Genomic DNA, 24,827 nt, shown 5'->3' on the forward strand with positions numbered 1-24,827 from the left:
AAAGCGGAAAAGAACATTTGTCGGTAAGAGCGGGATGAAAACCATGGATGGCGTAACGGTAATCAACCACCCCCTGGTGCAACACAAGCTGACGATCATGCGTCAGAAGGAAACCTCGACGGCGGGCTTTCGCCGGCTGCTGCGCGAGATTTCCACCCTTCTTTGCTATGAGGTGACGCGGGATCTCGAATTGACGATGGAAACCATCGAAACCCCGCTGATGTCGATGGAAGCACCGATTCTCGAGGGCAAGAAGCTGGTTTTTGCCTCGATCCTCAGAGCCGGAAACGGCCTGCTGGAAGGCATGCTGGATCTCGTCCCCTCCGCCCGCGTCTCCCATATCGGCGTTTATCGCGATCACGACACGCTGGAGGCGATCGAGTATTTCTTCAAGGCGCCGGAAGATATTGCCGAACGTCTGGTCATCGTCGTTGATCCGATGCTGGCAACGGGCAATTCTTCGATCGCGGCAATCGACCGGCTGAAGGAGCGCGGTGTCACCAATATCCGCTTCCTCTGCCTGCTGGCGGCCCCCGAAGGCATCACGCATTTTCGCAACACCCATCCCGATGTGCCGATCTTCACGGCAGCCATCGACAGCCACCTGAACGAGATGGGCTATATCGTGCCTGGTCTCGGTGATGCGGGCGACCGCATGTACGGCACCAAGTAAGGTGACGGAAAGGCGCCGGTCATCCGGCGCCTATTGTGGTGCGGTGATCGCCAGACGGTAGCGCACAAAGCCGTCGGCGGGGGCGAAGTGGTCATAGAGCCTGCGCGCGGTGGCGTTGTCCGCATTGGTGTGCCAGTAGAGGCAGGTCCATCTGTCGCGCCGCCCCATGGCCAGCAGATCGTCAATCAGCGCACGGCCGGCGCCGATGCCGCGTCGTGTCTCGTCGACATAGAGATCCTCCAGATAGCAGGCCGGCTCCACCGCCCATGTGCGCGGATGGATGATGCATGTGGAAAAGCCGATGACGGCGTCGTCGATCGTGGCTACGCGGGTGAAGACGGGGCAGACAGGATCGATGATCCGCGCCCAGGTCATCGCGGTCACGCTGTCCGGCAGGCTGACCTTATAGAAGGTCAGATAGCCCTGCCACAATGTCAGCCAGGCTGCGTGATCGGCCGGGCGAATGTCGCGGATGGTGACGGGCACGCTCATGCGCCTGCCTCCTGCAATGTCGTCAGCATCTCGGCCGAAAGCGTGACGTCGGGAGCACGCAGCAGGCTTTCCAGCTGTTCCGGCTTTGTGGCGCTGGCAATCGGCGCGGTGATGCCTCTGCGGGTCATCAGCCAGGCAAGGGCAATGGTTGCCGGCGTCTCGCCGATTTCATCGGCTACGTTGATCAGGGCTGTCACCACGCGTTCGGCGCGCTCGCTCCAGAAGCGTTGCAGCGTTGCAGATCGCGCGACGCCGGAAAAGTCGGCCTTCGAGCGGTATTTGCCGGTCAGAAGACCGGCGGCAAGGCTGTAATAGGGGATGACGCCAATGTCTTCCTCCACGCAGATCTCGGCCAGGGCGCCTTCATATTTATCCCGGGTCAGCAGATTATATTCCGGCTGCAGTACACCATAGGACGGCAGCCCGGCCTGTCGCGCCGCATTCATGGCGGCCCGCAATTGGCCGGCGTCGTAATTCGAGCAGCCGAAGGCGCGGATCTTGCCCTGGTCACGCAATCGCGCAAAGGCCGAGAGTGTCTCTTCATGGGGGACATCGTCATCGGGCCAATGTGCGAGATAGAGGTCGATATGGTCTGTCTGAAGCCTGCGGAGCGAGCCGTTCACGGCCTCCATGATCCATTTCTCGCCCAGGCCCTTCCGGTCCTCGCCCATGGGCGAACCGACCTTGGTGATGATGACGACATCCTCACGACGCGTCGCTGACTGCTGCAGCCAGCGGCCGATCATGGCTTCTGACTCACCGCCCTGATGACCCGGCACCCAGGCGGAATAGACGTCGGCGGTGTCAATGGCGTTGAAACCTGCGCCGGTGAAGCGGTCAAGAAGGTCGAATGATGTGGCCTCGTCGGCGGTCCAGCCGAAAACATTGCCGCCGAACACGATTGGACCAATGGAAAGCCCGGTTGCGCCAAGATTGCGCGCCTGCATGGTCTGTCTCCTCGTATGGCATTGCCGCTTGTCTGATGGGGGCAAGCCTATGCCGTGTCTTGGCCCATGGCAATGAAGGGCCGGAGCGGATTTGTGGCTTGCCCTTGCCGCTGTCGCTTTTTATGCTTCGGGCAAGACTGAAATGGTGAGGAAAACCCGATGCTGCGTTTTGGAATTTTGTCGACGGCCAAGATCGGCCGCGAACTGGTTGTGCCTGCAATCACGGATGCCGAGAATGCTGTCTTGAGTGCGGTGGCAAGCCGTGACGAGGCGCGTGCCCGCGCGATGGCGGATCGGTTCGGCGCCCCCCACGCCTTCGGTTCCTATGAGGAAATGCTGGCCAGTGATGTGATTGATGCCGTCTATATCCCGCTGCCGACCGCGCAGCATGTGGAATGGGCGATCAAGGCCGCCGATGCCGGCAAGCATGTTCTGGTGGAAAAGCCGCTGGCCCTTGCCGCTGACGATATCGCGCCCGTGATCGCTGCCCGCGATCGCAATGGCGTTATCGTCAGTGAAGCCTTCATGGTCACCTATTCACCCGTATGGGCCAAGGTGCGTGACCTGATTGCCGGTGGCGCTATCGGCGAGCTGAAGCAGGTCCAGGGCGCCTTTTCCTACTTCCTGCGTGATGCGCAGAACATGCGCAACAAACCGGAACTGGGCGGTGGCGGGCTGCCCGATATCGGCGTCTATCCGACCGTAACGACCCGTTTCTCGACCGGCAAGGAGCCGCAGCGTGTTTCGGCAACGGTCAGTTTCGATCCTGAATTCGGCACGGATATCTACGCATCCGTGCGTGCCGAATTCGAGGGCTTCGAGCTTTCCTTTTATATCTCAACCCAGATGGCGGGCCGCCAGACGATGGCCTTTCACGGGACCGAAGGGCTGATCGAGGTTGTCGCCCCCTTCAATGCCAATCGCTGGGGCGAGGAAGCTGTGCACCTCTCAAACCAGTCGCATGGTGAAACGCAGATTTTCCGTTTTCAGGACACACGCCAGTACAAGCTGCAGGTGGAAGCTTTCGCGCGGGCTGTATCCGGTGAGGCCGGGCAGATTTTCACACTGGAAGATTCGGTCCGGAACCAGGCCTTCATTGATGCCGTTTATCGTGCCGGTGAAAGTGGTGGCTGGGAAACGGTCTAGGACGAATCGACATTCAGGATTCCCAAGACGGTTTTGGTGTGATTCATAAGTTTCCGCATTTTGTCAGCGGAGCGAGCGACGGGGATCAAGCGTTAGGAACTGAACGAAGCACAGTGGGAACGGATTTCGGCACTTTTGCCAGGAAAGCCCGGCGATCCCGGGCGGACCGGGAGCGATAACCGCTTGTTTGTCAACGGTTGTCTTTGGGTGCTGCGTTCTGGTGCGCACTGGCGCGACCTGCCGGAACGCTATGGCAAATGGAAGACGGTGCACCGGCGCTTCAGCCGCTGGTGCCACGCTGGCGTTTGGGAGCGGGTGTTCGATGTGTTGGCTGCCGACCGCGCCAACCAGTATCTGATGATCGACAGCACCATCGTCCGCGCCCATCAGCAAGCGGCGAGCGGAAAAGGGGGGCAAAGGATCAGGCGTTGGGGGGCTCCCGAGGCGGACTGACCACCAAGATCCATATGCTTGCCGACACGCTCGGCCGCCCGGTACGCCTCATCGTCACCGCCGGACAGGTTGGCGACTGCACCCAGGCCGAAGCTCTTCTGGAAGGGCAGTCCGCTGCCGCTGTTCTTGCTGATAAAGCCTATGACAGCAATGCTTTGCGCGAGAAGACTGCCGCCATGAAAGGCCGAGGCGGTCATCCCCTCGAACCGTTCGCGCAAGATCATCATTCCCCACGACACGCAAGCCTACCGACATCGAAATCGCATCGAAGGTTGCTTCAATCGGCTCAAGCACTTCCGACGTTTTGCCACGCGATATGACAGGCGGAGGTGTCACTTCGAAGGATTTGCCTATCTTGCCGCAATCGCCATCTGGCTCCGATGAATGTCGATTCGTCCTAGGGCTTGATCCGACTGGAGCGCCGATCCGTTCATTCAGATCGCAATGTTGTCGAGCGCGATCGGGCCAGGCGGATCCCAGTCTTTGCGGTGTTTAAGACACGGCAACAGTCGCCTCCCTCCTGAGCGGAGGTCTATCAAGCAAAAAGGGCTGATGCCGGTATCGGCCCTTCTGTTGTCATGGGCATGCAGGAGGCTGCAATGCTGCGTGATTTCAGGCAAAGCGTTCGGCCGGCGTGTCCGGCGCAGTGTCGAAAATGGCAAGGCTTTCTGGAACCATGCCCTCAAATCGTATGTTGATGTGGTAACCGGCAATCGCCGCATATACTGCCATCTTGATCGGTGCACCGCTTTCATCAACACTGTCGATGGTTTCGCCAGTTGGCGCATGGAGCGTGCCGCTACCGCTGCCGCAGATTGAAAGGGCGAAACGGCTTCCATCGGCAAGCGCGCCATCAAAGGGAAGGCGTATATTGCCTTCTCCGTCATCGACGGTACCAATGCCTGCGACAGACAGCGCCGTTCGTGCTGCTGCTTCGTCCTCGAATTTCAAAAAGAGATCATGCTCCATACGCTGTCGCCTTCGCCTTAAGGTCGGTGTCAGTCATGCGAAACGGCCAGATCGTCAACCGCTTGATATGGCCATTGGCAAAACGACCGTTCTGATCCCGGCCGAGATAGATTGCAGAGCGGTCGGTATCAATCTCGGTCGCGGAGGTGCTGGGGGCACTGCCGTTATAGCTCGCTGCACGCCCCGCGCTGTCGAAGCTGAGGCCGACTCCGGAATTCGGTAGCGGGGGTATGAGGCCGCTTGCCATTGTAACAAAGGTTGCCGTTCCTGATCCGATCGTCGTATCGTCGCTACCGAACCCGATGAGCCTTTCTGCATTCGAGCCTCCGATGAGACGCCCAACCGCGCCTCTCCAGTTCGTGCCTTGCAGTACGAGGCTTGCGGCGTTGCGTTGAAGGATCGCGGCAATCTGATCCGACAGTCTTGCATTGTCCGCCGGGCGCGTTACCGCCGAGCCTGTCGTCTGTATTAGCGAGGTTGCCCTCGCATTCTGTTCGAGCTGCAAGCCGAAAAGCCTGATGATCTGTCCGGAAAAACTCGTTGATCCGGCAATGCCGTTGACGATGATTCCGCTGCGCACATAGGCCGTTAGGGCGTTGGTCAATGTTCTTCTGGTTATGCTGCGGGCGAAAGCCGTGCCAGGGATATTGAATGTCAGCGAACCATCGAGATAGCTGCTTGATGCGTTCAGTTCGAAGACACCGGCGGCAAGGCCGAAAGAGCTGGCGGGCCAAGATCCGCTCACAAGCTGATGATAGAGAGAAGCCGTCCATGACTGACCGGAGAGCGCTGCAGTGATCGTTGTTGCCGTCACGACGAAAAGCGTCGATGCCGAGGTCGTCATCGTACCATTAAGCGAAAAGTCAGCATAGGGAACACCGCCCATCATGCCGGTCGCGACAACGGCAACTGTCAGGCCGTTGCTAGACATGTTGGTCCATGGCGTGGTGGCGGTATGACTGGAGATCGTTGCGAAATTGGTGGCGGGCCCTTCCAGCAACAGCCCATCAGCTTCAAAACGCTGAATATTGGTTGCCGCTGTCCTGATCAGTCCATCTGCCGGATCGATATAGGTGGCATTGCCCGCCCGGGTAAAAGTCATGACGTCCGCAAGTGCCTTGGCGGTAAGGTTCTGCATCTGGCTCGGCGTTGCGGAAGCAATCGCCGTGCTGGAAAGTTGGGTCTGGGCATAGCGCTTCCCGCTGAAATCGAGCACGGCGGCCGGATATCCGGTGAAAGCGCCATCTGTTGCTTCGGCGGCAAGGTCTGCGCTCTGCCAGAAAGGCGGCGTGCCGCCGGTGGCGGTGAGTGAAACAGCGAGCCCCAGCATCAGACAAGTCCGATGAGTGCTGTCGCGGTGGTGCCGGTTGTGAGGACGCTGTTGGCGCGGACCGGCAAGATAGTGCCTGCATTCAGGCCGGCAAAGGTCAGCGTCGTGCCGGCCGCCATCGTCAATGTCACATCGCCGCCGCCGCCGATGTAGAGCGCCCGCGTGGTCTCGCTGAGTGCGGTGCTGTCACTGGGGGTGATGGAGAAGCCGTCATAAGCGGGGCTGGTCAGTGAAAAGTCTCTGGTGGCAAATCGGTCGGTCATCGGAGGCTCCCTTCTTCGGAATTTCAACCATGGATATAATCGGCGCATTTCAGAGGGCGGGAATAAAGGGGGATGAAATTTTGGGAGGCTGCATCACCGTCGGGGATCGGTTAGGGTGCGGACATGCAGTCACTATTCGACAACGATTCGGCGACAAACCTGCCGGAATTCACCGTTTCCGAACTGTCCGGTGCCATCAAGCGGACGGTCGAGGATCGTTTTGATCGTATCCGTCTCCGCGGCGAAATTTCGGGATATCGCGGCCCGCATTCTTCAGGCCATGCCTATTTTTCCCTGAAAGATGAACGTTCCCGGATTGATACGGTGATCTGGCGCGGAACCTTTTCCGGCCTTGCGATCAAGCCTGAGGAAGGGATGGAGGTGATTGTCACCGGCCGGGTGACCACCTTTCCAGGGGCATCCAAATATCAACTGGTGGTTGAAACACTTGAGCCCGCTGGTGCCGGAGCGCTGATGGCGCTGCTTGAGGAGCGCCGCAAGAAACTGGCGGCTGAAGGGCTGTTTGACGAAGCGAAGAAGCGTCCGTTGCCCTACATGCCGAAGGTCATCGGCGTCATCACCTCGCCAACCGGGGCTGTTATCCGCGATATCCTGCACCGCATTTCGGATCGCTTTCCCGTTCATGTCGTTGTCTGGCCGGTCAAGGTTCAGGGCGAAGGCTCTGGCGATCAGGTGGCGGCGGCCATTTCCGGCTTTAACGCTCTCGCACTGGATGGGCCGGTTGCAAGGCCGGACCTGCTGATTGTCGCGCGGGGCGGCGGCTCGCTGGAGGATCTCTGGGGCTTCAATGATGAGGCCGTGGTCCGCGCTGTAGCCGCAAGCACGATCCCGCTGATTTCTGCCGTTGGTCATGAAACTGACTGGACACTGATTGATCACGCTGCCGATTATCGTGCGCCAACCCCGACAGGGGCTGCTGAAAGGGCCGTTCCCGTCAAGGCGGAACTGGTTGCCGATCAGGCCAGGATGGCTGCGCGGCTTGCCTCCGCCATCGGCCGGCTGATGGATTTCCGCCGCCAGACCCTTGCCGGTCTTGCCCGTGGTCTGCCATCGCTCGATCAGCTTCTGGCGCTACCGCGCCGGCGGTTCGACGAGACGGCCATGCGGCTTACTCGCGCGCTGGAACTCAATACCATCAACAAGCGCCGCTTTTTCGAACAGCGCGCGAGCGGCCTTGCCGGTCTGCCGCAGCGGCTCGCCATGAAGGTCGAAAATGCCCGCGAACGTCTCCATGGTCTCGGTCTGCGCGCAGATACGGCGCTCACTGGTGGCATGAAGACCAGAAGAGCCGCGCTTCTCAGCCAGGAGCGGGTGCTGAATTCGCTTTCCTATCGCAACGTGCTCGAGCGCGGTTTTGCCGTGATCCGCAATGCCGATGGCAAGCCGCTGACCCGGCGGGCGGCGATCGGCGGCGGTGACAGGCTGGAAATCGAATTTGCCGATGGCAGGCTGACGGCGGCTGCAGGCGAAAGCGTTGACACCGTCGCTGTTGCGGCGGAGCCAAAGCCGAAAACAGCTGCGGCCAAAAAGCCCGTTGCGGCCAGAAGCAAAAAAGATGAAGATAGCGGGCAGGGCAGCCTGTTCTAGAGCGCCGGGCGTACTTTTGGACGCATCAGGACGCTCTATCTTGATGCGCTAGGGCGTTTCCAGGAAAGGCGGTTATCGGTTTTCCGTCCGGGAACGCGCGAAGACATTACGATTGAACACTTTCGCCTTTCCTGAGAAAAGCGGAAATGTTCTTGGGCTCAGCCCGTTCCTTCTCAATCATCGATCCGGTTGGAAAAGGCGTATTCCTGTCTGCCGGACAGGAAAGCTATCTGATGCGCATTCTCCTGGTCTATTCCCATCCCTTGCCGGAAAGCTTCAATGCGGCCATTGCTGCTGAAATCCGCGACGGCCTGACTGAGACAGGTCACGAGGTCGATTTTCTCGATCTCTATGCCGAGGATTTTGATCCACGACTCTCCGTTGCCGAGCGGCGCGGCTATTATGACGAAGACTATGACCTGTCCGGTATCGCCGATATCGCCGCCCGGCTGCAGGCCGCCGATGGCATGATCCTTGTCTTCCCGCAGTGGAACTTCAACATGCCGGCGATGATGAAGGGGTTTTTCGACCGCGTTTTCGCGCCGGGTGTTGGCTTCGAGCATAACCGGGCAGGCGGGCTGATCCGTCCGGCGCTGAAAAATCTCAAATTCGTCTATGCCTTCACGACCACCGGTTCGCCCTGGTGGGTGGTCAATCTCTATATGGGCCATCCGGTGAAACGGCTGCTCAGACGCGGCACGCGCTCCTATTGCCCGCATTTCCCGAAATTCCGGATGGTCAACATGCATGGCGTTGACAAGTCGGACCTGAACCAGCGTCAGGCCCATCTCGCCCGGGTGCGCCGGGTTGCGCAGTCGCTCTGAAAGGAAAAAGGCGGCCCGAAGCGCCGCCTTGATTGGATGCGCGTTTCAGGTGCCTCAATCAGCCCATTCGCCGCCGCGCATCACCGGCGTGGCGTCGCCATTGGCGTCGATGCCGTCAATGTCGACCTTGTCGGAGCCGATCATCCAGTCGATATGGATGAAGGATGAATTGCCGCCCTTGGCGGCAATCTCATCCTTGGAAAGCGAAGCGCCATTAAGGAAGCATTTCGAATAGCACTGCCCGAGAGCGATGTGGCAGGAGGCATTTTCGTCAAACAGCGTGTTGTAGAACAGAATGCCGCTCTGCGATATCGGCGAGGAATGCGGCACCAGCGCCACTTCACCGAGATGGCGGGCACCCTCATCGGTGTCGAGGACGCGGTTCAGCACATCGCCGCCCTTTGAGGCGGCTGCATGGATGATCTTGCCCTTTTCAAACTGTACGCGGATCTCGTCGATCAGCGTACCCTGATGCGACAGCGGCTTGGTGGCGGAGACATGGCCCTCGACACGCAGGCGGTGCGGCGTGGTGAAGACCTCTTCCGTCGGAATATTCGGATTGCAGACAATACCGTTCTTGGCCGGTGATGCACCACCATGCCACTCATGCTCATCGGCAAGGCCGACCGTCAGGTCAGTGCCGGGGCCAGTGAAATGCAGGGCGGCAAAGCGCTTGCCGTTGAGGAAGGCCGAGCGCGCCGCAAGATTGGCATTATGCGCGGCCCAGGCGGCAACCGGATCGCTTTCGGCAACGCGCGAGGCGGCGAAAATCGCCTTGGCGAGCTTGGCGACGGCCATTGGCTCGGTATCGCCGGGGAAAACCCGCTTGGCCCAGGCCAGTGTCGGATAGGAGATGATGTTCCAGTTGATGTCGAAATTGGAGATCTTCTCGCCGGCGGGCTTGTAGGCCTGCGAATTGGCGCGATTGGCGCGCGAAACCTTGTCCGCGTCCTGGCCGGAGAGCAGCATCGGGTCCTCGCCGACAATGGCAAGCCGGGCCGCGCCATTGGCATAGGCCTTGCCCATGCCCTCGTAAAGCCAGGCGGGGGCGGCATCAAAACTGCCATCGCGACCATTTTCAAACCGTTCCAGCGTTGCTTCGGGATCCGAGAACAGCGTGGTGACGATACCAGCGCCGGCGCGATAGGCATGCCGGGCAATCAGCCGCGTCAGCGGCTGGGCCTCGAGCGGCGCCGTGATGATCAGGTCCTGACCCTCGGCGAGGTCAAGGCCGACCTTTACCGAAACCTCGGCCAGTTTCTCCAGTTTGCTCATGTCGATGGGAAGGTTGGTCTGAACGTTCATCGCTGCGCCTTCTTGCTTGCTTTGGTTCTGTCTTATCTAGTGCGCTTTGGCGCAAAATTGAAGCGCCGGCCGGTTCGTGATCGCATCAATGGACAAAGCGCCGGTCTGGTCCCGGTCATTGAAACGGCAACCGTGGGGGAGGGGAACCTCGGTAACGGCGCCTTGCTTGCTACGGCGCCTCTAGCCGTTCCGCTGCGCGCGGCGCAGCCCGTGGGCAACCAACCGGTCGATCAGGACGGGATAGGCAATGCCCGAAGCGGCCATTGCCTTGGCATACATGCTGATATCGGTGAAGCCGGGAATGGTATTGAGCTCGTTGACGAGGAAGCGGCCGTCTTCCATCAGGAAGAAATCGACCCGCGCCATGGCATCACAGCCAAGCGCCCGGAAGGCGCGGGCGGCCATTGCCGCCATCGCCGCCTCCAGCGGTTCGGGCAGGGCTGCCGGCACACTCAGCATGGCGCCGTTTGCATCGACATATTTGGCCTCATAGCTGTAAAAGCCATGGGCCTCAGCAGGGGCGATCTCGCCGGGCCGTGAAACGGTCAGCCTGCCGCCGGGATCTTCCAGCACCGCGAATTCAATCTCGCGCCCGGCGATGAATTCCTCCACCAGCAGCCTGTCGTCATGCAGGAAACCCTCGTTCAGCGCGCGGGCGTAGTCCGCCTCGTTCTTCACCTTGCTGACACCGACGGATGAGCCCTGCCGTGCCGGTTTGATGAAGACCGGCAGGCCAAGCCTCGCTTCAATTTCGGCCAAGGAGATCGCTGCCTCCTTGTCGAGCGTCAGGGCGCGGGCGACGGGAATGTCATCGGCCTGCAGAAGCCGCTTGGCAATCGCCTTGTCGAGCGCTGTGGCGGAACCGAGAATGGAGCAGCCTGCAAGCGGCACCCGGGCAACCTCCGCCAGTCCCTGGGCCGCGCCGTCCTCACCGTGCAGGCCGTGCAGAACCGGAAACAGGATATCGATCGGCTGCAGTTCCGATGGCGCCATTTCCGCTTGAATGGCAATCAGTCGGCCCTTGCCACCGGGAACAAGCGCAAGTTCGGTTCCTGAAACGGGCGTTGTCAGTGCATGCTCTTTGAATTCCGCCAGCAGCCAGCGACCATCGCGGGTGACGAAAACCGGCACGATCTCATATCGTTCCGGATCGAGTGCGTTGACGACATTGGTGGCCGAAAGCAGCGACACATCATGTTCGGCCGAACGGCCGCCAAAAAGGATGGCAATGCGTATTCTGTCTGCAGATGATGTCACGGCATGCTCCGGGGGCCGGGGTGGATGGGCGTGCGACAGCTCGAACCATAATACCGGCAATAATGGGGCGAAGGGCTGTGCGGGAGAGGGTCAGGCAATCACGCTTGCGGTGATGGCAGAAAGGGCCTTGATGGCATCGGCTGGCAGAAGCTTCACCTGAAGCCCGCGTCCGCCGCCATTCATCACCACATAGGGTTCGCCAAGCGCCTGCTCCTCAAAAGCCACCGGAACCCGTTTGCGCTGGCCGAAGGGCGAGATGCCGCCGACATGATAGCCGGTCAGCCGTTCGGCATCATGCGGTGTCAGCATATGGGCATGCTTGCCGTTGAAGATCGCCGCCAGTTTCTTCATCGAGGCTTCCTCATTGGAGGGGATGACCGCGCAGACCGGTTTGCCGTCAACCTCAGCCATCAGCGTCTTTAGGACACGTGATGCAGGCTCGCCGATGGCTGACGCCGCCTGAAGGCCAACCTTGAAAGCATTGGGGTCATAATCATAGGTCTGGACGGTGTAGGAAATGCCAGCCTTGTCGAGGAAACGGGTTGCCTGAGTGGTCTTGGCCATGTCATGCGGTCCCGAAGGCCTCGGCATAAATCTCTGGCTTGAAGCCGACCAGAATTCCGCTTTCGCGCGCGAGCACCGGCCGCTTGATCATGGATGGATTGGCAAGCATCAGCGCGATGGCCTTGTCGCGGTTCAGATCCTGCTTGTCCGCATCCGCCAGTTTGCGGAAACTCATTCCGGCCCGGTTAAGCACTTTCTCCCAGCCAGCCGCATCGCACCAGGCTTCAAGATGTGCCCGGTCAATACCGGCCTTTTTGTAATCATGGAAATCATAGGCGATGTCGTGGGTGTCCAGCCAGGTCCATGCTTTCTTCATCGTGTCGCAGTTTTTGATGCCGTAAAGCGTGGTGGTCATGATGCCTTCCCTTCGGTTTTCACTCTGCTCTAGCGTATTGGCCGGCGAATCGGAATCGATTTTCGGAGCGGTGCGGCGATTCAATCCGCCAGACGGCCTGTCCCCAATCAAAAACGGCCAGGCTGTGCAGCCGGCCCTCCAGACTGTTGACAACCCTTTCCAATCCCCACTTGCGTCATATCTGTGCTTGGCACAGATATCCAGCCGCCGTGCGTCTGCACGGCGAAGGACTCTCTTCTCGTCCAATGCCCTGAAGAGCCTGGATCCCCGTGACGAGCACAGGGATGACGACGGAGGAGGCCCCCTCAAGCAGGAAAACTGAATGACTATGTCCGCAATCAAAAAGGGCCCGGCTCTGCAGCCGGGCCCTTTCTCGTGACCATGACAGTCCTATTCGTTGATCAGGCGCTTCAACAGCTCGACTTCCTGTGAAAGCTTCTGATCCTTTTCCAGAAGCTCCTCGATCTTGCGCACGGCGTGCAGCACCGTTGTGTGATCGCGCCCGCCAAAGCGGCGGCCGATCTCGGGGAAGGAGCGCGGCGTCATGGTCTTGGCCAGGAACATGGCGATCTGGCGTGGCTTGACGATGACCCGTGTACGGCGATTGGAGATCAATTCCTGACGCGTGACGCTGTAGTGGCGTGCGACGACGCGCTGAATATCCTCGATCCGCACGCGCCGCGGCTCGCCGCTGCCGACCAGATGGACCAGCAGCTCGTCAACGCGCTCCAGCGACAGATCGGGCTCGAAGGAGCGGCGGAACAGAAGCTGGTTGAAGGCGCCTTCAAGTTCGCGGCCGCTGGCGGTGACCTTACCGGCCACATGGGCGAGCACGTTTTCCGGAATTTCAATCGTCGGATCGTCAATCTGGGCGAGTTCGAGCCGGCGCTTCAGCATTTCCAGACGCATGGCATAATCCGGAGCGTCGATCTCCAGCGTCACGCCGCCGGTCAGGCGGGAGCGGACGCGCGGATCGAGCGATTCCAGATCGCATGAGGCGCGATCCGCTGCAACAACCACCTGCTTGGCGCTGTCGAGAAGCGTGTTCAGCAAATGGCAGAATTCCTGCTGGATGGTCTTGCCCTGCAGAAACTGCATGTCGTCGATCACCAGAAGATCGATATTGCGCAGGGAATCCTTCAGCGTCAGTGCGTCATTGTCGCGAATGGCGGTGGCGAACTTCCACATGAAATATTCAGCGGTCAGATAGACAACGCGCGGTTTGGCTGGCGAGGCAAGGGCCGCATTGGCAATCGCCTGCAGAAGATGGGTTTTGCCGAGCCCGACCGAGGCGTGGATGAACAGCGGGTTGAAGCGGACTGTGGCGGAGCCGTTCGATTCCGCAATGGTGCGCGCTGCGGCGAGTGCGACCCGGTTCGATCCGCCCTCGACGAAATTGTCGAAGGTGAAATAGGGGTCGAGCGGCGAGCCGAACACGGTCGATGCCGTGCCGTTGCCGCGCGGCGTCGACGCGGGCTGCGGGTCGGAGAAGGTGGGCGCGCTGGCGACATTGCGGTGCATTGCCGGCCTAGCGGGCGCCGCCTGTGGTGCCGGCACCTTCAGAGCTGCCTCGGGCTTGCGAACCGCACGCACGCTGCGTGTTGCCGATCGCACCAGAACTTCGACCTTCAGCAGCTGCGGACGGTCGCTCTTGGCGATCTCGGTCATCAGATCAATATAGTGGTTGTTGATCCAGGACTTGAGAAAGGCCGTGGGAACGGAAAAGCGCAGAACGCTCTTGGAGGCGCTGTGCAGCTTCAGCCGTCCAAACCAGCTGGCATAGACGTCTGTTCCGACCCGAGCCTTGAGGGAGGTGCAGAAACGTTCGAAAAATTCATTGTCGCCGCTGTTCATCTCGGTGTCCGCGTGAGCATGTCCATCATCCAAATTGCGTGCACTGGACAACTCCTCCTCGTGCTCATCGCGGGAGGCCACCATTCTCATCTTCATTCTTTTGCCGCCTTTCGAAATATCACCCTGGCAAGCGGTTTCCTCCGGAAAGCGCCGCCAAAATCAGTCTGGACCGTTATTTCCGGTCTCGTTTGGAATTGGCCTGTTTGTTCAGGCTCGGGCATGGCAACCGTGATCGATCCATCGATGCCTCGTCATCGAAGGCAATTGCCACCCATTCTCGCATGTCCCCGTATCCGCTTTTTCCCGCCTGCTCACCTCTCTGAAAGGCACATAAATATACGCTCCGGGAAAATAGGTATTCTACCCGGATTGCAACCTGAAACTGTAGGGATAACGAAACTTAACGTTCCGCCCCGGCGGGGCCGCGCCACCCACAATCCACAAGAACTGTGTTACCATCTCCCTAAAGAGAAAGAGCAGTGTGCCCGCCGTCTGTAAGGGCCATTTAGGCAAGAACCGCATCGAATTTCAACAGTGATTTTTTGCCGAATGGGCCGGCATAGCATTGACTCTGACGTCCGATTTTGACTCGCAACGATGGTCATCTGAAGAATCGCTGTTGAATCAATTAGATTCAAATATCCACATGTTTTCGGCAACAAGATCGACATTTAAAAATAATTCAGCTTGACAGCTTATTGACATGTCAATCGCTGCCTCAAACTTGACAAAGTTGCGGCTTCCTCGGCTACGCAATTGAAAATAAAGACTTTTGCTCGTCATTATCCTGTCATGCTGACGAGACGAAAATGTCACAGTGAGTCTTCCCGTATTGCAGACACAAAAAAACCCGGCCGAAGCCGGGTTTTTATTCATCAAAGATTTTGATGGCTTAGGCGCCCATCGTCGCAACGCGATGCGTCAGACGGGAAACCTTGCGCGAGGCAGTGTTGCGGTGCATCACGCCCTTGGAAGCGGCACGGGCCAGTTCCGGCTCGGCAGCCTTGAGGGCAGCCTTTGCAATTTCAATATCGCCAGCGGCGATCGCCTCTTCCACCTTGCGGATGAAGCCGCGAACGCGCGAGCGGCGCGACTTGTTGATGGCGGTACGGCGGGCAATTTTGCGCGTCGCCTTTTTCGCCGAGGTTGTATTGGCCATATAAAGTCTCTCTTCGAATTCAGCTTAAGCCCCAGCTTCCAAAGTTGCAGTTAAGCACCTCGGCGCATGGCGCATGGTTGTGAAGCCGTCTCGGCTTTCGATCTCTGTGGCCGGGCATATAAAGGCAAAACCCAGCTCAGTCAATGTGTAAAAGACGGTTTTGCGACACATGTGGACCGGCTGAAAGGCCATTTGTAGCCAATGGCTATTTGCCGCAAGCCTCTCGGCATTGTCTTTGCCGCAAAGACATTTAAACTTCATTTCGCCCGGGATGTGACGATGGCCTGCCGTCTGTTGCATTCCGCCATCCGGCCGTCCGGCGAGTGGTCGCGTTTCGGCCCGAAAATCAGAATCGATTCTCGGGGCGCATGATGCGACGTTTCAATAGGCTACAGCGTCCTTTGTGCGTTCACATGACCGCACGGCGCTCCAGCCTGCAATGGCTGTCTGGTTCCGGCCAGCAGCGGGGAAATGATATGCGTGTAACCGTTTTTTCCGCCAAACCCTATGATGAGGACTTCCTCACCAGCGCCAATGAAGGCCGTCATGATCTGGTCTTTACGGAGGCGGCACTGCATGCTCCGACAGCCAAGCTGGCCTCCGGATCCAAGGTCATCTGCGCCTTTGTCAATGATGATCTTGGCGCCTCGACCCTGTCGGTGTTGCATGAGGAGGGGGTGAAGCTCGTGGCGCTGCGTTGCGCTGGCTTCAACCGGGTCGATCTGACCATGGCCGACCGGCTGGGGATCGAAGTCGCCCGCGTTCCCTCCTATTCCCCCTATGCCATTGCCGAACACACGCTGGCGTTGGTCATGACGCTCAATCGCAAGATTCACCGCGCCTATAACCGGGTTCGCGAAGGCAATTTCGCCTTGAACGGCCTGCTCGGCTTCGATCTTCATGGCAAGACCATCGGTGTTGTCGGTACCGGTGGCATCGGCCGCAATGTCATGCGCGCCTTTTCCGGTTTCGGCTGCAATCTTCTGGCATTCGACCCTTATCCGAATGATGAGGCCGTGGCGCTCGGCGCCCGCTATGTCGACAAGGATGAGCTGCTGGCCCGTTCCGAGATCATCACGCTTCATTGCCCGTTGACGCCGGAGACCCGTCACTTCATCGATGAAGCGGCGATTGCGAAGATGGAGCGCTGCAAGATGCTGGTCAACACCAGCCGCGGCGGGGTGATTGATACGCTGGCGGTGATTGAGGGACTGAAATCGGGGCAGATCGGCGCGCTGGCGCTGGATGTCTATGAGGAAGAAGAGGACCTGTTCTTCCGCGATCTCTCCTCAACCGTGATCCGCGACGACATCTTTGCCAGGCTGCTGACCTTCCCCAATGTGCTGATCACTGGCCATCAGGGCTTTTTCACCCAGGAAGCCCTGTTCAATATTGCCCGCACGACGATGGGCAATATCTCCGCCTTTGAGGATGACGGCAAATCGCTGCACCCGATCACCAGGCGCTGATTTCAGCCGGTCTGGCATGTTGCGCAGTAGAAGGTTGACCGCCCGCCCTGCACGGCGCGGGCGATCGTGCCCTTGCAGCCTGCATGGCGGCAGGGTTCGCCGGCGCGGTCATAGACTGCGAAATTATGCTGAAAATAGCCAAGCGTGCCATCGGCCTGGCGGTGATCGCGCAGCGTCGAGCCGCCGGCCGTGATCGCCTCGGCGATCACGGCGCGGATTGCCTCGACCAGATGTCCAAGGGATGCACGCGGCCTGCCCGTCGGGCTCACCAGTTCGCCGGCGGCGCTGAACGGGGAGAGGCCGGCGCGCCAGAGCGCTTCGCAGACATAGATATTGCCGAGCCCGGCAATATTGCGCTGGTCGAGCAGGGCTGCCTTCAGCGGCTGTTTCTTGCCGGCAAAGCGGGCCGCCAGCGTTGCGGCATCGAGCGCATTGCCCAGGGGTTCCGGTCCGAGGTCGCGAAAGGCGGCAAGGGTTTCGAGCGCGCGCCGCGGGCTCAGCATCATGAAACCGAAACGGCGCGGGTCATTGTAGATGACGCGCAGCGGCCCGCCGGCGCCGTTCAGGTGAAAGATGACGTGATCGTGCTTTTCATCCTTGCCGCGCGGCAGGGCGAAGGCGCCGGGAGCATCGCTTCTGCCATCCGCTTCGATCCGGAAAGAGCCGGACATGCCGAGATGGGCGATAATCGTCAGGTCATCTTCGAGATCGATCAGCAGATATTTGGCGCGGCGGCCAAGGCTTTTGATCCTGCGGCCTTCCGTCACGGCAGCAAAGCCTTCAGGAAAGGGAAAGCGCAGGTCCTTGCGCTTCAGTTCAAGCCGCTCAATCACGGCATTTTCCATGGCTGGCGCCAGGCCACGGCGCACGGTTTCGACTTCGGGCAGTTCCGGCATGATCTCAAAAATCCGTCTTTGACGTTTTGTTTGTCTCTTTTTCGGTTTATAGGCCGAAAGCCGCCTTTCCCGAAAGCGGCCGAGATGGCTAAGCCTTTGCGATTTCGCTATGGTCTGGCTAGATATGTTTGTTGGGTTAATGACGAGGTGCGCTTATGGCCGAGAACCGGACCACTGCCGAAGGCGGTATGGAGACTTCCTTTGGCTTCAAAAATGTCGCCGATGGCGACAAGCAGCCGCTCGTCAATGACGTCTTCCACAAGGTCGCCAAACGTTACGACGTGATGAATGACCTGATGTCGGCCGGTCTGCACCGGGCCTGGAAGAATGCAATGATCGCCGCGCTCAACCCGCGGCCCGATCCGGACTATCACGTTCTCGATGTGGCCGGCGGCACGGGCGATATCGCCTTCCGCATCATCGAGGCCTCCGGCGGGCTGGCAAAGGCCACGGTTCTCGATATCAACGGTTCGATGCTCGGCGTCGGCGAGGAGCGTGCGCGCAAGAAGGGGCTTGCCGATAATCTGACCTTCGTCGAGGCCAATGCCGAGGCGCTGCCTTTCGAGGACAAGACCTTTGATGCCTATACGATTGCTTTCGGCATTCGCAATGTGCCGCATATCGAAAAGGCGCTTGCCGAGGCCCATCGCGTCCTGAAGCGTGGCGGCCGGCTGCTGGTGCTGGAATTTTCCGAGCTTGATTCGCCGCTGATCGACAAGGTCTATGATCTCTGGTCGTTCCAGGCGATCCCGGCGATCGGCAAGGCGATCACGGGTGATGGCGAGCCCTATCGCTATCTGGTCGAATCGATCCGCAAATTTCCGGCACAGAAAGACTTTGCGACCATGATCGAACGTGCGGGCTTCTCGCGCGTCAGCTTCACCAACTATTCCAGCGGTATTGCCGCGCTTCACTCCGGCTGGAAGCTTTAAGGCCGGTTATGAGTGTTTTCCGTTCCTATTTGCGCCTCATGGGCGTTGGCTGGGTGCTTGCCCGTGAAGGCGTGATCAACGCCCTGCCATCCGACGGCCTGCCGCCGATGGTGCGACTTGGCAAGGGCGCGCTTTCGCTTCTGGCCCGCCGCCGCGCCCGCAATGAGGCCCGCTCCGACCGGATCGGCAAGGCCGTGTCGCGCCTCGGGCCGTCCTATGTGAAGATGGGGCAGTTCCTGGCGACGCGGCCGGATGTCGTCGGCAATGCCTTTGCTGACGATCTGGCGCAGCTGCAGGACCGCATGCCCTTCTTCTCCATGGAGGCGGCGCAGCAGGCCATTCGCGGTTCGCTCGGCCGGTCCACGGATGATCTCTATCTCGAATTCGGCGAACCGATCGCTGCGGCCTCCATCGCCCAGGTTCATCTCGCACTGGTGAAGACACCGGACGGGCCGAAAAAGGTTGCCGTCAAGGTGATCCGGCCCGGTATCCGCCAGCGTTTCAACGAAGATCTCGAGGCCATGTATCTGGTCTCGCATCTGCAGGAGCGTTTCGTGCGCAAGAGCCGGCGGCTTCGTCCCGTCGATGTCACCCGCACGCTGGAACAGACGACCCGGATCGAAATGGATCTCAGGCTTGAGGCTGCGGCGCTTTCCGAAATGGCGGAGAACACGGTCGATGATCCGGGCTTCCGTCTGCCGGAGGTCGACTGGGAGCGCACCGGCCGCGATGTCGTCACCATGGAATGGATCGACGGCATCAAGATGTCGGATGTCGAGGCGCTGAAGGCTCAAGGCCACGATCTCCAGCATCTGGCCGTGACGCTGATCCAGTCCTTCCTGCGCCACACGCTGCGTGACGGCTTTTTCCATGCCGACATGCATCCCGGCAATCTTTTTGTCGATCCGAAGGGCGAGATCGTCGCCGTCGACATGGGCATTGTCGGCCGGCTCGGAAAGAAGGAAAGGCGGGTTCTGGCCGAAATTCTGTTTGGCTTCATCACCCGCGACTACATGCGCGTTGCCGAGGCCCATTTCGAGGCTGGCTATGTGCCGTCGCATCATGACAAGGCTTCCTTTGCCCAGGCGATCCGCGCGATCGGCGAACCGATCCACGGGCAGTCGGCCGAGACGATCTCCATGGGCAAATTGCTGACGCTGCTGTTCGAGATCACCGAGATCTTCGACATGGCGACCCAGACGCAGCTGATCAATCTGCAAAAGACCATGGTGGTTGTTGAAGGCGTGTCGCGCATGCTTGATCCGCGCTTCAACATGTGGAAGGCCTCGGAGCCGGTCGTGGCGAAGTGGATCGAGGATAATCTCGGTCCGAAACGGGTGCTCGCCGATATGAAGGACGGGTTGAAGGCCGCGCTGAAGCTGGCGGAAGCCATTCCGGAAATCGCCGACAAGACCGAGACGCTGCACAATGAAATCGTCGCCATGAGCAAGGACGGGCTGCGTTTCGATGCCGCAACGGCGGATGCAATCGGCCGGGCAGAAGCGCGCCACAGCCGTTCCGGCCGCGTTGCACTCTGGTTCGGCGTTTTGATATTGGCCTATCTTGCGGGCCTCGCCACCTATATCATCCTGAACTGACGCAGATATTCTTTCAGGTCGCCGTGCGGGCGGCCGGACATTTGGCGGAGGAGCCTTCTTCATGCGCATTGGCGGTCGTCTAGCAGGCGCAATCGAGATCCTTGCGGATATTGAGGACCGGTCGCGTCCCATCGCAAACGCCCTGAAAGACTGGGGAACAGCGCACCGGTTTGCCGGTTCCGGCGACCGCGCCGCAATCGGCAATATCGTTTATGATGCCCTCAGAATGAAGCTGTCCCATGCCTGGCTGATGGATGATGACAGCCCGGCAGCGCTCGGCCATGCGGTTCTGTTCCGTCAGTGGGGGCTGTCGCCAGAGGCGCTTGCTGCTGCTCTGGACGGTGACAAATTCGCGCCGGAGCCTTTGCCGGAAGCCTCGCTTGCCGCCTTTTCATCACGCGATCTGCAGGATGCGCCCGATCATGTGCGCGCTGATCTGCCGGAATGGATCCTGCCATCCTTTCAGGCCAATTTTGCCGATGACTGGCTTTGCGAAGCTGAGGCGCTGAACCAGCGCCCCTCGCTCGATCTCAGGGTCAACACGCTGAAGGCGACACGCGACAAGGTTTCAAAGGCGCTTGCCCGCGCCGGTGCCGAACCCGCGCCGATCGCGCCGCAGGGACTTCGTATTCCACCGGGGAGCGGGGCCGATCGCCTGCCCAATGTCACGGCGGAACTTTCTTTTCAGAAAGGCTGGTTCGAGGTTCAGGACGAAGGCTCGCAGCTGGTGGCGGCTCTGGTCGGTGCTGAAAAGGGTGAGCAGGTTCTGGACTATTGCGCCGGCGGCGGCGGCAAGACGCTCGCGCTTTCCGCCATGATGGAAAATACCGGTCAGATCCATGCCTATGATGCCGATCGCACCCGGCTTTCGCCCATCATCGAGCGCCTGCGCCGCGCGGGAACCCGCAATGTTCAGGTTCATGACGATGTGACCGCGCTGGACCGCCTGGAAGGGCGGCTTGACCGTGTGCTGATCGATGCGCCCTGCACGGGAACCGGCACATGGCGCCGGCGGCCGGATATCAAATGGCGGCTTTCCGAACGCAATATCGAGGAGCGCACCAGCCAGCAGCGCGAGGTTCTGGCCGCTGCCAGCCGCTATGTCCGCCCCGGCGGCACGCTGATCTACGTCACCTGTTCTCTGCTGCCGGAAGAAAACCAGCATCAGATCGAGCGTTTTCTGGCTGAAGAGAGCGCTTTCGAGCCGGTTGATCTCGCGGCCTTCTGGAAGGCCCGCTTCGCGGCGGGTAATCCACAGGAAAGTGGTTTCGGTTCACTCACCCTCTCGCCCGCGCGCACGGCGACAGACGGTTTCTACTGCGCGGTCCTGCGCCGGAACGGCTGAGGGGTTTCCGCTCCGCCATGCTTCTGCCATCGACCTCCCTATTGTGGAGGACACGGAATGGGCAGGCGGAGCGAAACATGGCGCGGGTTTACATCTATACGGTCTTCATTGCCGGTGTCGTTGCCTGCGGTTTCGTCATCGGCATGCTCAATCTGCCGGGGCACTGGTATGCAGAGCTGACGAAGCCCGCCTTCAACCCGCCTGACTGGCTGTTCGCGCCGGTCTGGTCGCTGCTCTATGTGGTGATCGGCTGGGTCGGTGCGCGGGTTTTCCTGGCCCGCCGGGCCCGCCCGCGGCTGATGCTCGACTGGACCGTGCTGCTGGTGCTGAACTTCTTGTGGTCGCCCGCCTTTTTCGGCATCCAGCTGCCCATGCTCGGGCTCGCCATTATCACGCTGCTGTTTCTCGGCCTTGTCTGCTTCGTCGCCTATGCCTGGCGTCACGACCGGGGGTCGGCGGTGCTGTTCCTGCCCTATCTCGTCTGGGTCGGCTTTGCGATGGTGCTCAATGGCGCGATCGTTTACCTCAATTGAGGATTGATGCTTGAAGCCCTTCCTGCCCCGTGCCACTCTCGGCATCAAACGGGCAGGGCGCGGCATCGGGCCGCCGGCCAAGAATGGCGGTCATGACAGGTTTTCAACACGGCGACTTTCGCACGCGGATCACCAACAGCTTTGCCAAGCAGGGTGCCATGGCCATGATTGGCGCCGAGCTGACCAATATCAGCCATGGCGTGGTCGAGATCGAACTGCCTTTCGACATGAAACTCACTCAGCAGCACGGTATTCTCCATGCGGGCGTGATCGCCGCGACGCTGGACACTGCCTGCAATTACGCTGCCTATACGCTGATCGATACCGATGCCTCGCTGCTGACGATCGAGTTCAAGGTCAATCTGATGTCGCCTGGCCGCGGCGACCGGTTTCTGTTTCGCGGCGAGGTGACCAAACCCGGCAGCAACATCATTGTCACCGATGGCAGGGGCTATGCGCTGGGCGATGGACCCGCAAAGCTGATTGCGTCGATGACCGGCACGAGCATGATCGTGCGCGGCCGCGACGATATTGAAGGATAGACGGAATGCGCATTGAAGAGATTGGCGGCAAGCGGGTGCTTTTCGTCATGGCCGCACCGGCCGAATATGGCGACAGGCTGAAGGCAAGGATCGACCCGTTGATGACGGGGATTGGTCCTGTCGAGGCGGCGGTGCAGCTGTCTGCGCTGCTTTCGGGGCTCGCGGCGAAGCAGGAACTGCCGCATCTCGTCGTCTCGCTTGGGTCCGCAGGCTCCGCTCACCTTGAACAGACGGAGGTCTATCAGGTGTCGAGCGTTTCCTATCGCGACATGGACGTCTCGCCGCTCGGGTTCGAGAAGGGCAGGACACCCTTTCTCGATCTGCCGAAGGATGTGGCACTGCCCTTTGAAATTCCCGGCATTGCCGCCGCATCGCTGTCGACAGGCGCCAATATCGTCTCCGGCGCTGCAGCCTATGCCGCGATAGGCACCGATATGGTAGATATGGAAACCTTCGCGATATTGCGCGCCTGCCAGAATTTCGCGCTTCCGCTGATCGGCCTTCGCGGTATTTCCGATGGCCGCGACGACCTCAAGCATGTCGAGGACTGGACCCAATATCTGCATATTATCGACGAAAAACTTGCCATATCGCTCGATCGGCTGGAAAGCGCCATTGAAACGGGAACCATTACACTCTAAAGGCCTTGCCTTGGTTTCCCTTGTCACTTGAGAACCGTTGAGGCCCGTCCATGACAGAGCTTGCCCATCAAGATTCCATCCTGATCATCGATTTCGGTAGTCAGGTCACGCAGCTGATTGCGCGCCGCGTGCGCGAAACCGGCGTCTATTGCGAGATCGTGCCGTTTCAGAAGGCCGAGGAGGGGTTTGAGCGGCTGAAGCCGAAGGGGGTGATTTTCTCCGGTGGTCCCGATTCGGTCACGCGCGAAGGCTCGCCGCGTGCGCCGGACGCTGTCTTTGATGCCGGTATTCCCATCCTTGCGATCTGCTATGGCCAGCAGACGCTGTCGCTGCAGCTGGGTGGCAGGGTTGAAGGCGGGCATGCTGCCGAGTTCGGCCGCGCCGATGTCGAGATCCTGAAAGCATCGCCGCTGTTCGAAGGCATCTGGGAGGTCGGCAAGAAGTATCAGGTCTGGATGAGCCATGGCGACCGCGTCACCGAAGCGCCTGAAGGCTTTGAAGTGATCGGCGTTTCGCCGAACGCGCCCTTCGCCATCTGCGTCAATGAGGACAAGCGCTACTACACCACCATGTTCCATCCGGAAGTGGTGCACACGCCCGATGGGGGCAAGCTGCTTGCCAATTTCGTGCACAAGATCGTCGGGCTGAGCTCTGACTGGTCAATGGCTGCCTATCGCGCCGAGATGGTGCAGAAGATCCGCGATCAGGTGGGCGACGCACGTGTCATCTGCGCCCTGTCCGGCGGCGTTGATTCCTCGGTTGCCGCGCTTTTGATCCACGAGGCCGTTGGTGACCAGCTGACCTGTATCCTTGTCGACCACGGTCTGATGCGCAAGAACGAGGCGCGCGATGTCGTCGCCATGTTCCGCGAGCATTACAATCTGCATCTCATTCATGTCGACGCCGTTGATCGTTTCGTTGGCGAGCTTGAGGGGGTCTCCGATCCCGAGACCAAGCGCAAGATCATCGGCCGGCTGTTCATCGAGACCTTTGAGGATGAGGCCAAGAAGCTTGGCGGTGCCGATTTCCTTGGTCAGGGCACGCTTTATCCTGATGTGATCGAGAGCGTTTCCTTTTCCGGCGGCCCGTCTGTGACGATCAAGTCGCATCACAATGTCGGTGGTTTGCCGGAACGCATGAACATGAAGCTGGTGGAGCCGCTTCGGGAACTGTTCAAGGATGAGGTTCGCGCCCTTGGCCGCGAACTCGGCCTGCCGGAAAGCTTCATCGGCCGCCATCCCTTCCCGGGCCCGGGCCTTGCCATCCGTCTTCCGGGCGGGGTCACGCGTGAGAAGCTTGATATCCTGCGCGAAGCCGATGCCATCTATCTTGACGAAATCCGCAAGGCTGGCCTTTACGACGAGATCTGGCAGGCCTTTGCCGTCCTGCTGCCCGTTCAGACGGTTGGTGTGATGGGCGATGGCCGGACCTATGAATTCGTTTGCGCGCTGCGTGCCGTCACCTCCGTCGACGGCATGACGGCTGACTTCTTCCCCTATGACATGGCCTTCCTCGGCCGGGCCGCGACCCGGATCATCAACGAGGTGCGCGGCATCAACCGCGTCGTCTACGATGTGACATCAAAGCCGCCGGGCACAATCGAGTGGGAATGAGGCTCTTGTGATCGATGGGCGGCCTTCTGGCCGCCCTTTGCGCATTTCGGCCGATGCAT

At 59.9% G+C, this 24,827-nt stretch carries 24 protein-coding genes and 1 pseudogene; 13 read left to right on the forward strand and 12 right to left on the reverse strand.

The window, feature by feature from the left end; all coding sequences use genetic code 11:
- Nucleotides 1–43: 43 nt before the first annotated feature.
- On the forward strand, nt 44–673 hold the full coding sequence (gene upp, locus HCK86_RS06055; protein ID WP_176083576.1) for a uracil phosphoribosyltransferase: 630 nt from the start codon (nt 44–46) through the stop codon (nt 671–673).
- 30 nt (nt 674–703) lie between these two features.
- Here upp and HCK86_RS06060 read toward each other — a convergent pair whose 3' ends face one another.
- Together HCK86_RS06060 and HCK86_RS06065 are read right to left on the reverse strand one after the other, a co-directional pair.
- Nucleotides 704–1,165 carry a GNAT family N-acetyltransferase gene (locus HCK86_RS06060; RefSeq protein WP_176083577.1) on the reverse strand — a complete coding sequence of 154 codons (462 nt, stop codon included), beginning with the start codon at nt 1,163–1,165 and terminating at the stop codon, nt 704–706.
- On the reverse strand, nt 1,162–2,112 hold the full coding sequence (locus HCK86_RS06065; RefSeq protein ID WP_176083578.1) for an aldo/keto reductase: 951 nt from the start codon (nt 2,110–2,112) through the stop codon (nt 1,162–1,164). The genes HCK86_RS06060 and HCK86_RS06065 overlap by 4 nt, the downstream gene beginning before the upstream one ends.
- Nucleotides 2,113–2,271: 159 nt before the next feature.
- On the opposite strand from HCK86_RS06065, the gene HCK86_RS06070 reads away from it, so the two are divergent.
- On the forward strand, nt 2,272–3,258 hold the full coding sequence (locus tag HCK86_RS06070) for a Gfo/Idh/MocA family oxidoreductase (RefSeq protein ID WP_176083579.1): 987 nt from the start codon (nt 2,272–2,274) through the stop codon (nt 3,256–3,258).
- 99 nt (nt 3,259–3,357) lie between these two features.
- Nucleotides 3,358–4,095 (forward strand): annotated as a pseudogene (locus HCK86_RS06075) (IS5 family transposase).
- A 228-nt stretch (nt 4,096–4,323) separates the two neighbouring features.
- On the opposite strand, the gene HCK86_RS06080 reads toward HCK86_RS06075, so the two are convergent.
- The 3 genes from HCK86_RS06080 to HCK86_RS06090 are packed head-to-tail and all read right to left on the reverse strand — an operon-like array spanning nt 4,324 to nt 6,273.
- Nucleotides 4,324–4,680: a hypothetical protein gene (locus tag HCK86_RS06080; protein WP_176083580.1), complete on the reverse strand. Its 357-nt coding sequence runs from the start codon at nt 4,678–4,680 to the stop codon at nt 4,324–4,326.
- Complete coding sequence (locus HCK86_RS06085; protein WP_176083581.1) at nt 4,670–6,010, reverse strand: hypothetical protein; 1,341 nt, start codon at nt 6,008–6,010, stop codon at nt 4,670–4,672. The genes HCK86_RS06080 and HCK86_RS06085 overlap by 11 nt, the downstream gene beginning before the upstream one ends.
- Nucleotides 6,010–6,273 (reverse strand): hypothetical protein, encoded by a 264-nt coding sequence (locus HCK86_RS06090; protein ID WP_176083582.1) that lies wholly within the window; start codon nt 6,271–6,273, stop codon nt 6,010–6,012. Before HCK86_RS06090 ends, HCK86_RS06085 begins: the two co-directional genes overlap by 1 nt.
- A gap of 123 nt (nt 6,274–6,396) precedes the next feature.
- Here HCK86_RS06090 and xseA point away from each other — a divergent pair, with 123 nt between their 5' ends.
- Nucleotides 6,397–7,881, forward strand: coding sequence for an exodeoxyribonuclease VII large subunit (gene xseA, locus HCK86_RS06095; protein ID WP_176083583.1), 1,485 nt, complete (start codon nt 6,397–6,399; stop codon nt 7,879–7,881).
- Between the two features lie 233 nt (nt 7,882–8,114).
- Nucleotides 8,115–8,705 (forward strand): NAD(P)H-dependent oxidoreductase, encoded by a 591-nt coding sequence (locus HCK86_RS06100; protein WP_176083852.1) that lies wholly within the window; start codon nt 8,115–8,117, stop codon nt 8,703–8,705.
- 54 nt (nt 8,706–8,759) lie between these two features.
- Here HCK86_RS06100 and HCK86_RS06105 read toward each other — a convergent pair whose 3' ends face one another.
- The 6 genes from HCK86_RS06105 to rpsT all read right to left on the reverse strand — a co-directional run bounded on the left by HCK86_RS06105 (nt 8,760) and on the right by rpsT (nt 15,199).
- Nucleotides 8,760–10,010 carry an aminopeptidase gene (locus HCK86_RS06105; RefSeq protein WP_176083584.1) on the reverse strand — a complete coding sequence of 417 codons (1,251 nt, stop codon included), beginning with the start codon at nt 10,008–10,010 and terminating at the stop codon, nt 8,760–8,762.
- A gap of 180 nt (nt 10,011–10,190) precedes the next feature.
- Entirely contained in the window at nt 10,191–11,267 is a 1,077-nt protein-coding gene (locus HCK86_RS06110; protein ID WP_176083585.1) for a D-alanine--D-alanine ligase family protein, read from the reverse strand.
- A 90-nt stretch (nt 11,268–11,357) separates the two neighbouring features.
- Entirely contained in the window at nt 11,358–11,831 is a 474-nt protein-coding gene (gene ybaK, locus HCK86_RS06115) for a Cys-tRNA(Pro) deacylase (RefSeq protein WP_176083586.1), read from the reverse strand.
- Between the two features lies 1 nt (nt 11,832).
- Complete coding sequence (locus HCK86_RS06120) at nt 11,833–12,186, reverse strand: arsenate reductase (protein ID WP_176083587.1); 354 nt, start codon at nt 12,184–12,186, stop codon at nt 11,833–11,835.
- A gap of 390 nt (nt 12,187–12,576) precedes the next feature.
- Nucleotides 12,577–14,040, reverse strand: a complete 1,464-nt coding sequence (dnaA, locus tag HCK86_RS06125) for a chromosomal replication initiator protein DnaA (RefSeq protein WP_246739478.1) — start codon at nt 14,038–14,040, stop codon at nt 12,577–12,579.
- Nucleotides 14,041–14,932: 892 nt separating this feature from the next.
- Nucleotides 14,933–15,199, reverse strand: coding sequence for a 30S ribosomal protein S20 (rpsT, locus tag HCK86_RS06130; protein WP_176083589.1), 267 nt, complete (start codon nt 15,197–15,199; stop codon nt 14,933–14,935).
- A 476-nt stretch (nt 15,200–15,675) separates the two neighbouring features.
- Between rpsT and HCK86_RS06135 the strand changes: the two genes are divergently transcribed.
- On the forward strand, nt 15,676–16,668 hold the full coding sequence (locus HCK86_RS06135) for a 2-hydroxyacid dehydrogenase (RefSeq protein WP_176083590.1): 993 nt from the start codon (nt 15,676–15,678) through the stop codon (nt 16,666–16,668).
- 2 nt (nt 16,669–16,670) lie between these two features.
- Here the strand turns inward: HCK86_RS06135 and mutM are convergent, their stop codons facing one another.
- The gene (gene mutM, locus HCK86_RS06140; RefSeq protein ID WP_176083591.1) at nt 16,671–17,564 is read right to left on the reverse strand and encodes a bifunctional DNA-formamidopyrimidine glycosylase/DNA-(apurinic or apyrimidinic site) lyase; all 894 of its coding nucleotides are present in this window, start codon (nt 17,562–17,564) and stop codon (nt 16,671–16,673) included.
- A 155-nt stretch (nt 17,565–17,719) separates the two neighbouring features.
- On the opposite strand from mutM, the gene ubiE reads away from it, so the two are divergent.
- The 7 genes from ubiE (at nt 17,720) to guaA (ending at nt 24,768) form a co-directional block, all read left to right on the forward strand.
- Complete coding sequence (ubiE, locus tag HCK86_RS06145) at nt 17,720–18,496, forward strand: bifunctional demethylmenaquinone methyltransferase/2-methoxy-6-polyprenyl-1,4-benzoquinol methylase UbiE (RefSeq protein WP_176083592.1); 777 nt, start codon at nt 17,720–17,722, stop codon at nt 18,494–18,496.
- 8 nt (nt 18,497–18,504) lie between these two features.
- Nucleotides 18,505–20,094 carry a 2-polyprenylphenol 6-hydroxylase gene (ubiB, locus tag HCK86_RS06150; RefSeq protein WP_176083593.1) on the forward strand — a complete coding sequence of 530 codons (1,590 nt, stop codon included), beginning with the start codon at nt 18,505–18,507 and terminating at the stop codon, nt 20,092–20,094.
- A 61-nt stretch (nt 20,095–20,155) separates the two neighbouring features.
- Nucleotides 20,156–21,439, forward strand: coding sequence for an RsmB/NOP family class I SAM-dependent RNA methyltransferase (locus tag HCK86_RS06155; RefSeq protein ID WP_176083594.1), 1,284 nt, complete (start codon nt 20,156–20,158; stop codon nt 21,437–21,439).
- A gap of 77 nt (nt 21,440–21,516) precedes the next feature.
- Nucleotides 21,517–21,972, forward strand: a complete 456-nt coding sequence (locus HCK86_RS06160; protein WP_176083595.1) for a TspO/MBR family protein — start codon at nt 21,517–21,519, stop codon at nt 21,970–21,972.
- Nucleotides 21,973–22,064: 92 nt separating this feature from the next.
- Complete coding sequence (locus HCK86_RS06165) at nt 22,065–22,514, forward strand: PaaI family thioesterase (protein WP_176083596.1); 450 nt, start codon at nt 22,065–22,067, stop codon at nt 22,512–22,514.
- 5 nt (nt 22,515–22,519) lie between these two features.
- The gene (locus tag HCK86_RS06170; protein ID WP_176083597.1) at nt 22,520–23,155 is read left to right on the forward strand and encodes a 5'-methylthioadenosine/S-adenosylhomocysteine nucleosidase; all 636 of its coding nucleotides are present in this window, start codon (nt 22,520–22,522) and stop codon (nt 23,153–23,155) included.
- A gap of 50 nt (nt 23,156–23,205) precedes the next feature.
- Nucleotides 23,206–24,768 carry a glutamine-hydrolyzing GMP synthase gene (gene guaA, locus HCK86_RS06175; RefSeq protein WP_176083598.1) on the forward strand — a complete coding sequence of 521 codons (1,563 nt, stop codon included), beginning with the start codon at nt 23,206–23,208 and terminating at the stop codon, nt 24,766–24,768.
- Nucleotides 24,769–24,827 lie beyond the last annotated feature (59 nt).

The organism is Martelella sp. HB161492, from assembly GCF_013184775.1.
Taxonomy (GTDB): Bacteria; Pseudomonadota; Alphaproteobacteria; order Rhizobiales; family Rhizobiaceae; genus Martelella.

What these genes read in the sequence shown, in the direction of transcription:
- upp (WP_176083576.1), top strand. Translation starts at nt 44, where the DNA reads ATGGATGGCGTAACGGTAATCAACCACCCCCTGGTGCAACACAAGCTG.
- HCK86_RS06060 (WP_176083577.1), bottom strand. Translation starts at nt 1,165, where the DNA reads ATGAGCGTGCCCGTCACCATCCGCGACATTCGCCCGGCCGATCACGCA.
- HCK86_RS06065 (WP_176083578.1), bottom strand. Translation starts at nt 2,112, where the DNA reads ATGCAGGCGCGCAATCTTGGCGCAACCGGGCTTTCCATTGGTCCAATC.
- HCK86_RS06070 (WP_176083579.1), top strand. Translation starts at nt 2,272, where the DNA reads ATGCTGCGTTTTGGAATTTTGTCGACGGCCAAGATCGGCCGCGAACTG.
- HCK86_RS06080 (WP_176083580.1), bottom strand. Translation starts at nt 4,680, where the DNA reads ATGGAGCATGATCTCTTTTTGAAATTCGAGGACGAAGCAGCAGCACGA.
- HCK86_RS06085 (WP_176083581.1), bottom strand. Translation starts at nt 6,010, where the DNA reads ATGCTGGGGCTCGCTGTTTCACTCACCGCCACCGGCGGCACGCCGCCT.
- HCK86_RS06090 (WP_176083582.1), bottom strand. Translation starts at nt 6,273, where the DNA reads ATGACCGACCGATTTGCCACCAGAGACTTTTCACTGACCAGCCCCGCT.
- xseA (WP_176083583.1), top strand. Translation starts at nt 6,397, where the DNA reads ATGCAGTCACTATTCGACAACGATTCGGCGACAAACCTGCCGGAATTC.
- HCK86_RS06100 (WP_176083852.1), top strand. Translation starts at nt 8,115, where the DNA reads ATGCGCATTCTCCTGGTCTATTCCCATCCCTTGCCGGAAAGCTTCAAT.
- HCK86_RS06105 (WP_176083584.1), bottom strand. Translation starts at nt 10,010, where the DNA reads ATGAACGTTCAGACCAACCTTCCCATCGACATGAGCAAACTGGAGAAA.
- ybaK (WP_176083586.1), bottom strand. Translation starts at nt 11,831, where the DNA reads ATGGCCAAGACCACTCAGGCAACCCGTTTCCTCGACAAGGCTGGCATT.
- HCK86_RS06120 (WP_176083587.1), bottom strand. Translation starts at nt 12,186, where the DNA reads ATGACCACCACGCTTTACGGCATCAAAAACTGCGACACGATGAAGAAA.
- dnaA (WP_246739478.1), bottom strand. Translation starts at nt 14,040, where the DNA reads ATGAACAGCGGCGACAATGAATTTTTCGAACGTTTCTGCACCTCCCTC.
- rpsT (WP_176083589.1), bottom strand. Translation starts at nt 15,199, where the DNA reads ATGGCCAATACAACCTCGGCGAAAAAGGCGACGCGCAAAATTGCCCGC.
- HCK86_RS06135 (WP_176083590.1), top strand. Translation starts at nt 15,676, where the DNA reads ATGCGTGTAACCGTTTTTTCCGCCAAACCCTATGATGAGGACTTCCTC.
- mutM (WP_176083591.1), bottom strand. Translation starts at nt 17,564, where the DNA reads ATGCCGGAACTGCCCGAAGTCGAAACCGTGCGCCGTGGCCTGGCGCCA.
- ubiE (WP_176083592.1), top strand. Translation starts at nt 17,720, where the DNA reads ATGGCCGAGAACCGGACCACTGCCGAAGGCGGTATGGAGACTTCCTTT.
- ubiB (WP_176083593.1), top strand. Translation starts at nt 18,505, where the DNA reads ATGAGTGTTTTCCGTTCCTATTTGCGCCTCATGGGCGTTGGCTGGGTG.
- HCK86_RS06155 (WP_176083594.1), top strand. Translation starts at nt 20,156, where the DNA reads ATGCGCATTGGCGGTCGTCTAGCAGGCGCAATCGAGATCCTTGCGGAT.
- HCK86_RS06160 (WP_176083595.1), top strand. Translation starts at nt 21,517, where the DNA reads ATGGCGCGGGTTTACATCTATACGGTCTTCATTGCCGGTGTCGTTGCC.
- HCK86_RS06165 (WP_176083596.1), top strand. Translation starts at nt 22,065, where the DNA reads ATGACAGGTTTTCAACACGGCGACTTTCGCACGCGGATCACCAACAGC.
- HCK86_RS06170 (WP_176083597.1), top strand. Translation starts at nt 22,520, where the DNA reads ATGCGCATTGAAGAGATTGGCGGCAAGCGGGTGCTTTTCGTCATGGCC.
- guaA (WP_176083598.1), top strand. Translation starts at nt 23,206, where the DNA reads ATGACAGAGCTTGCCCATCAAGATTCCATCCTGATCATCGATTTCGGT.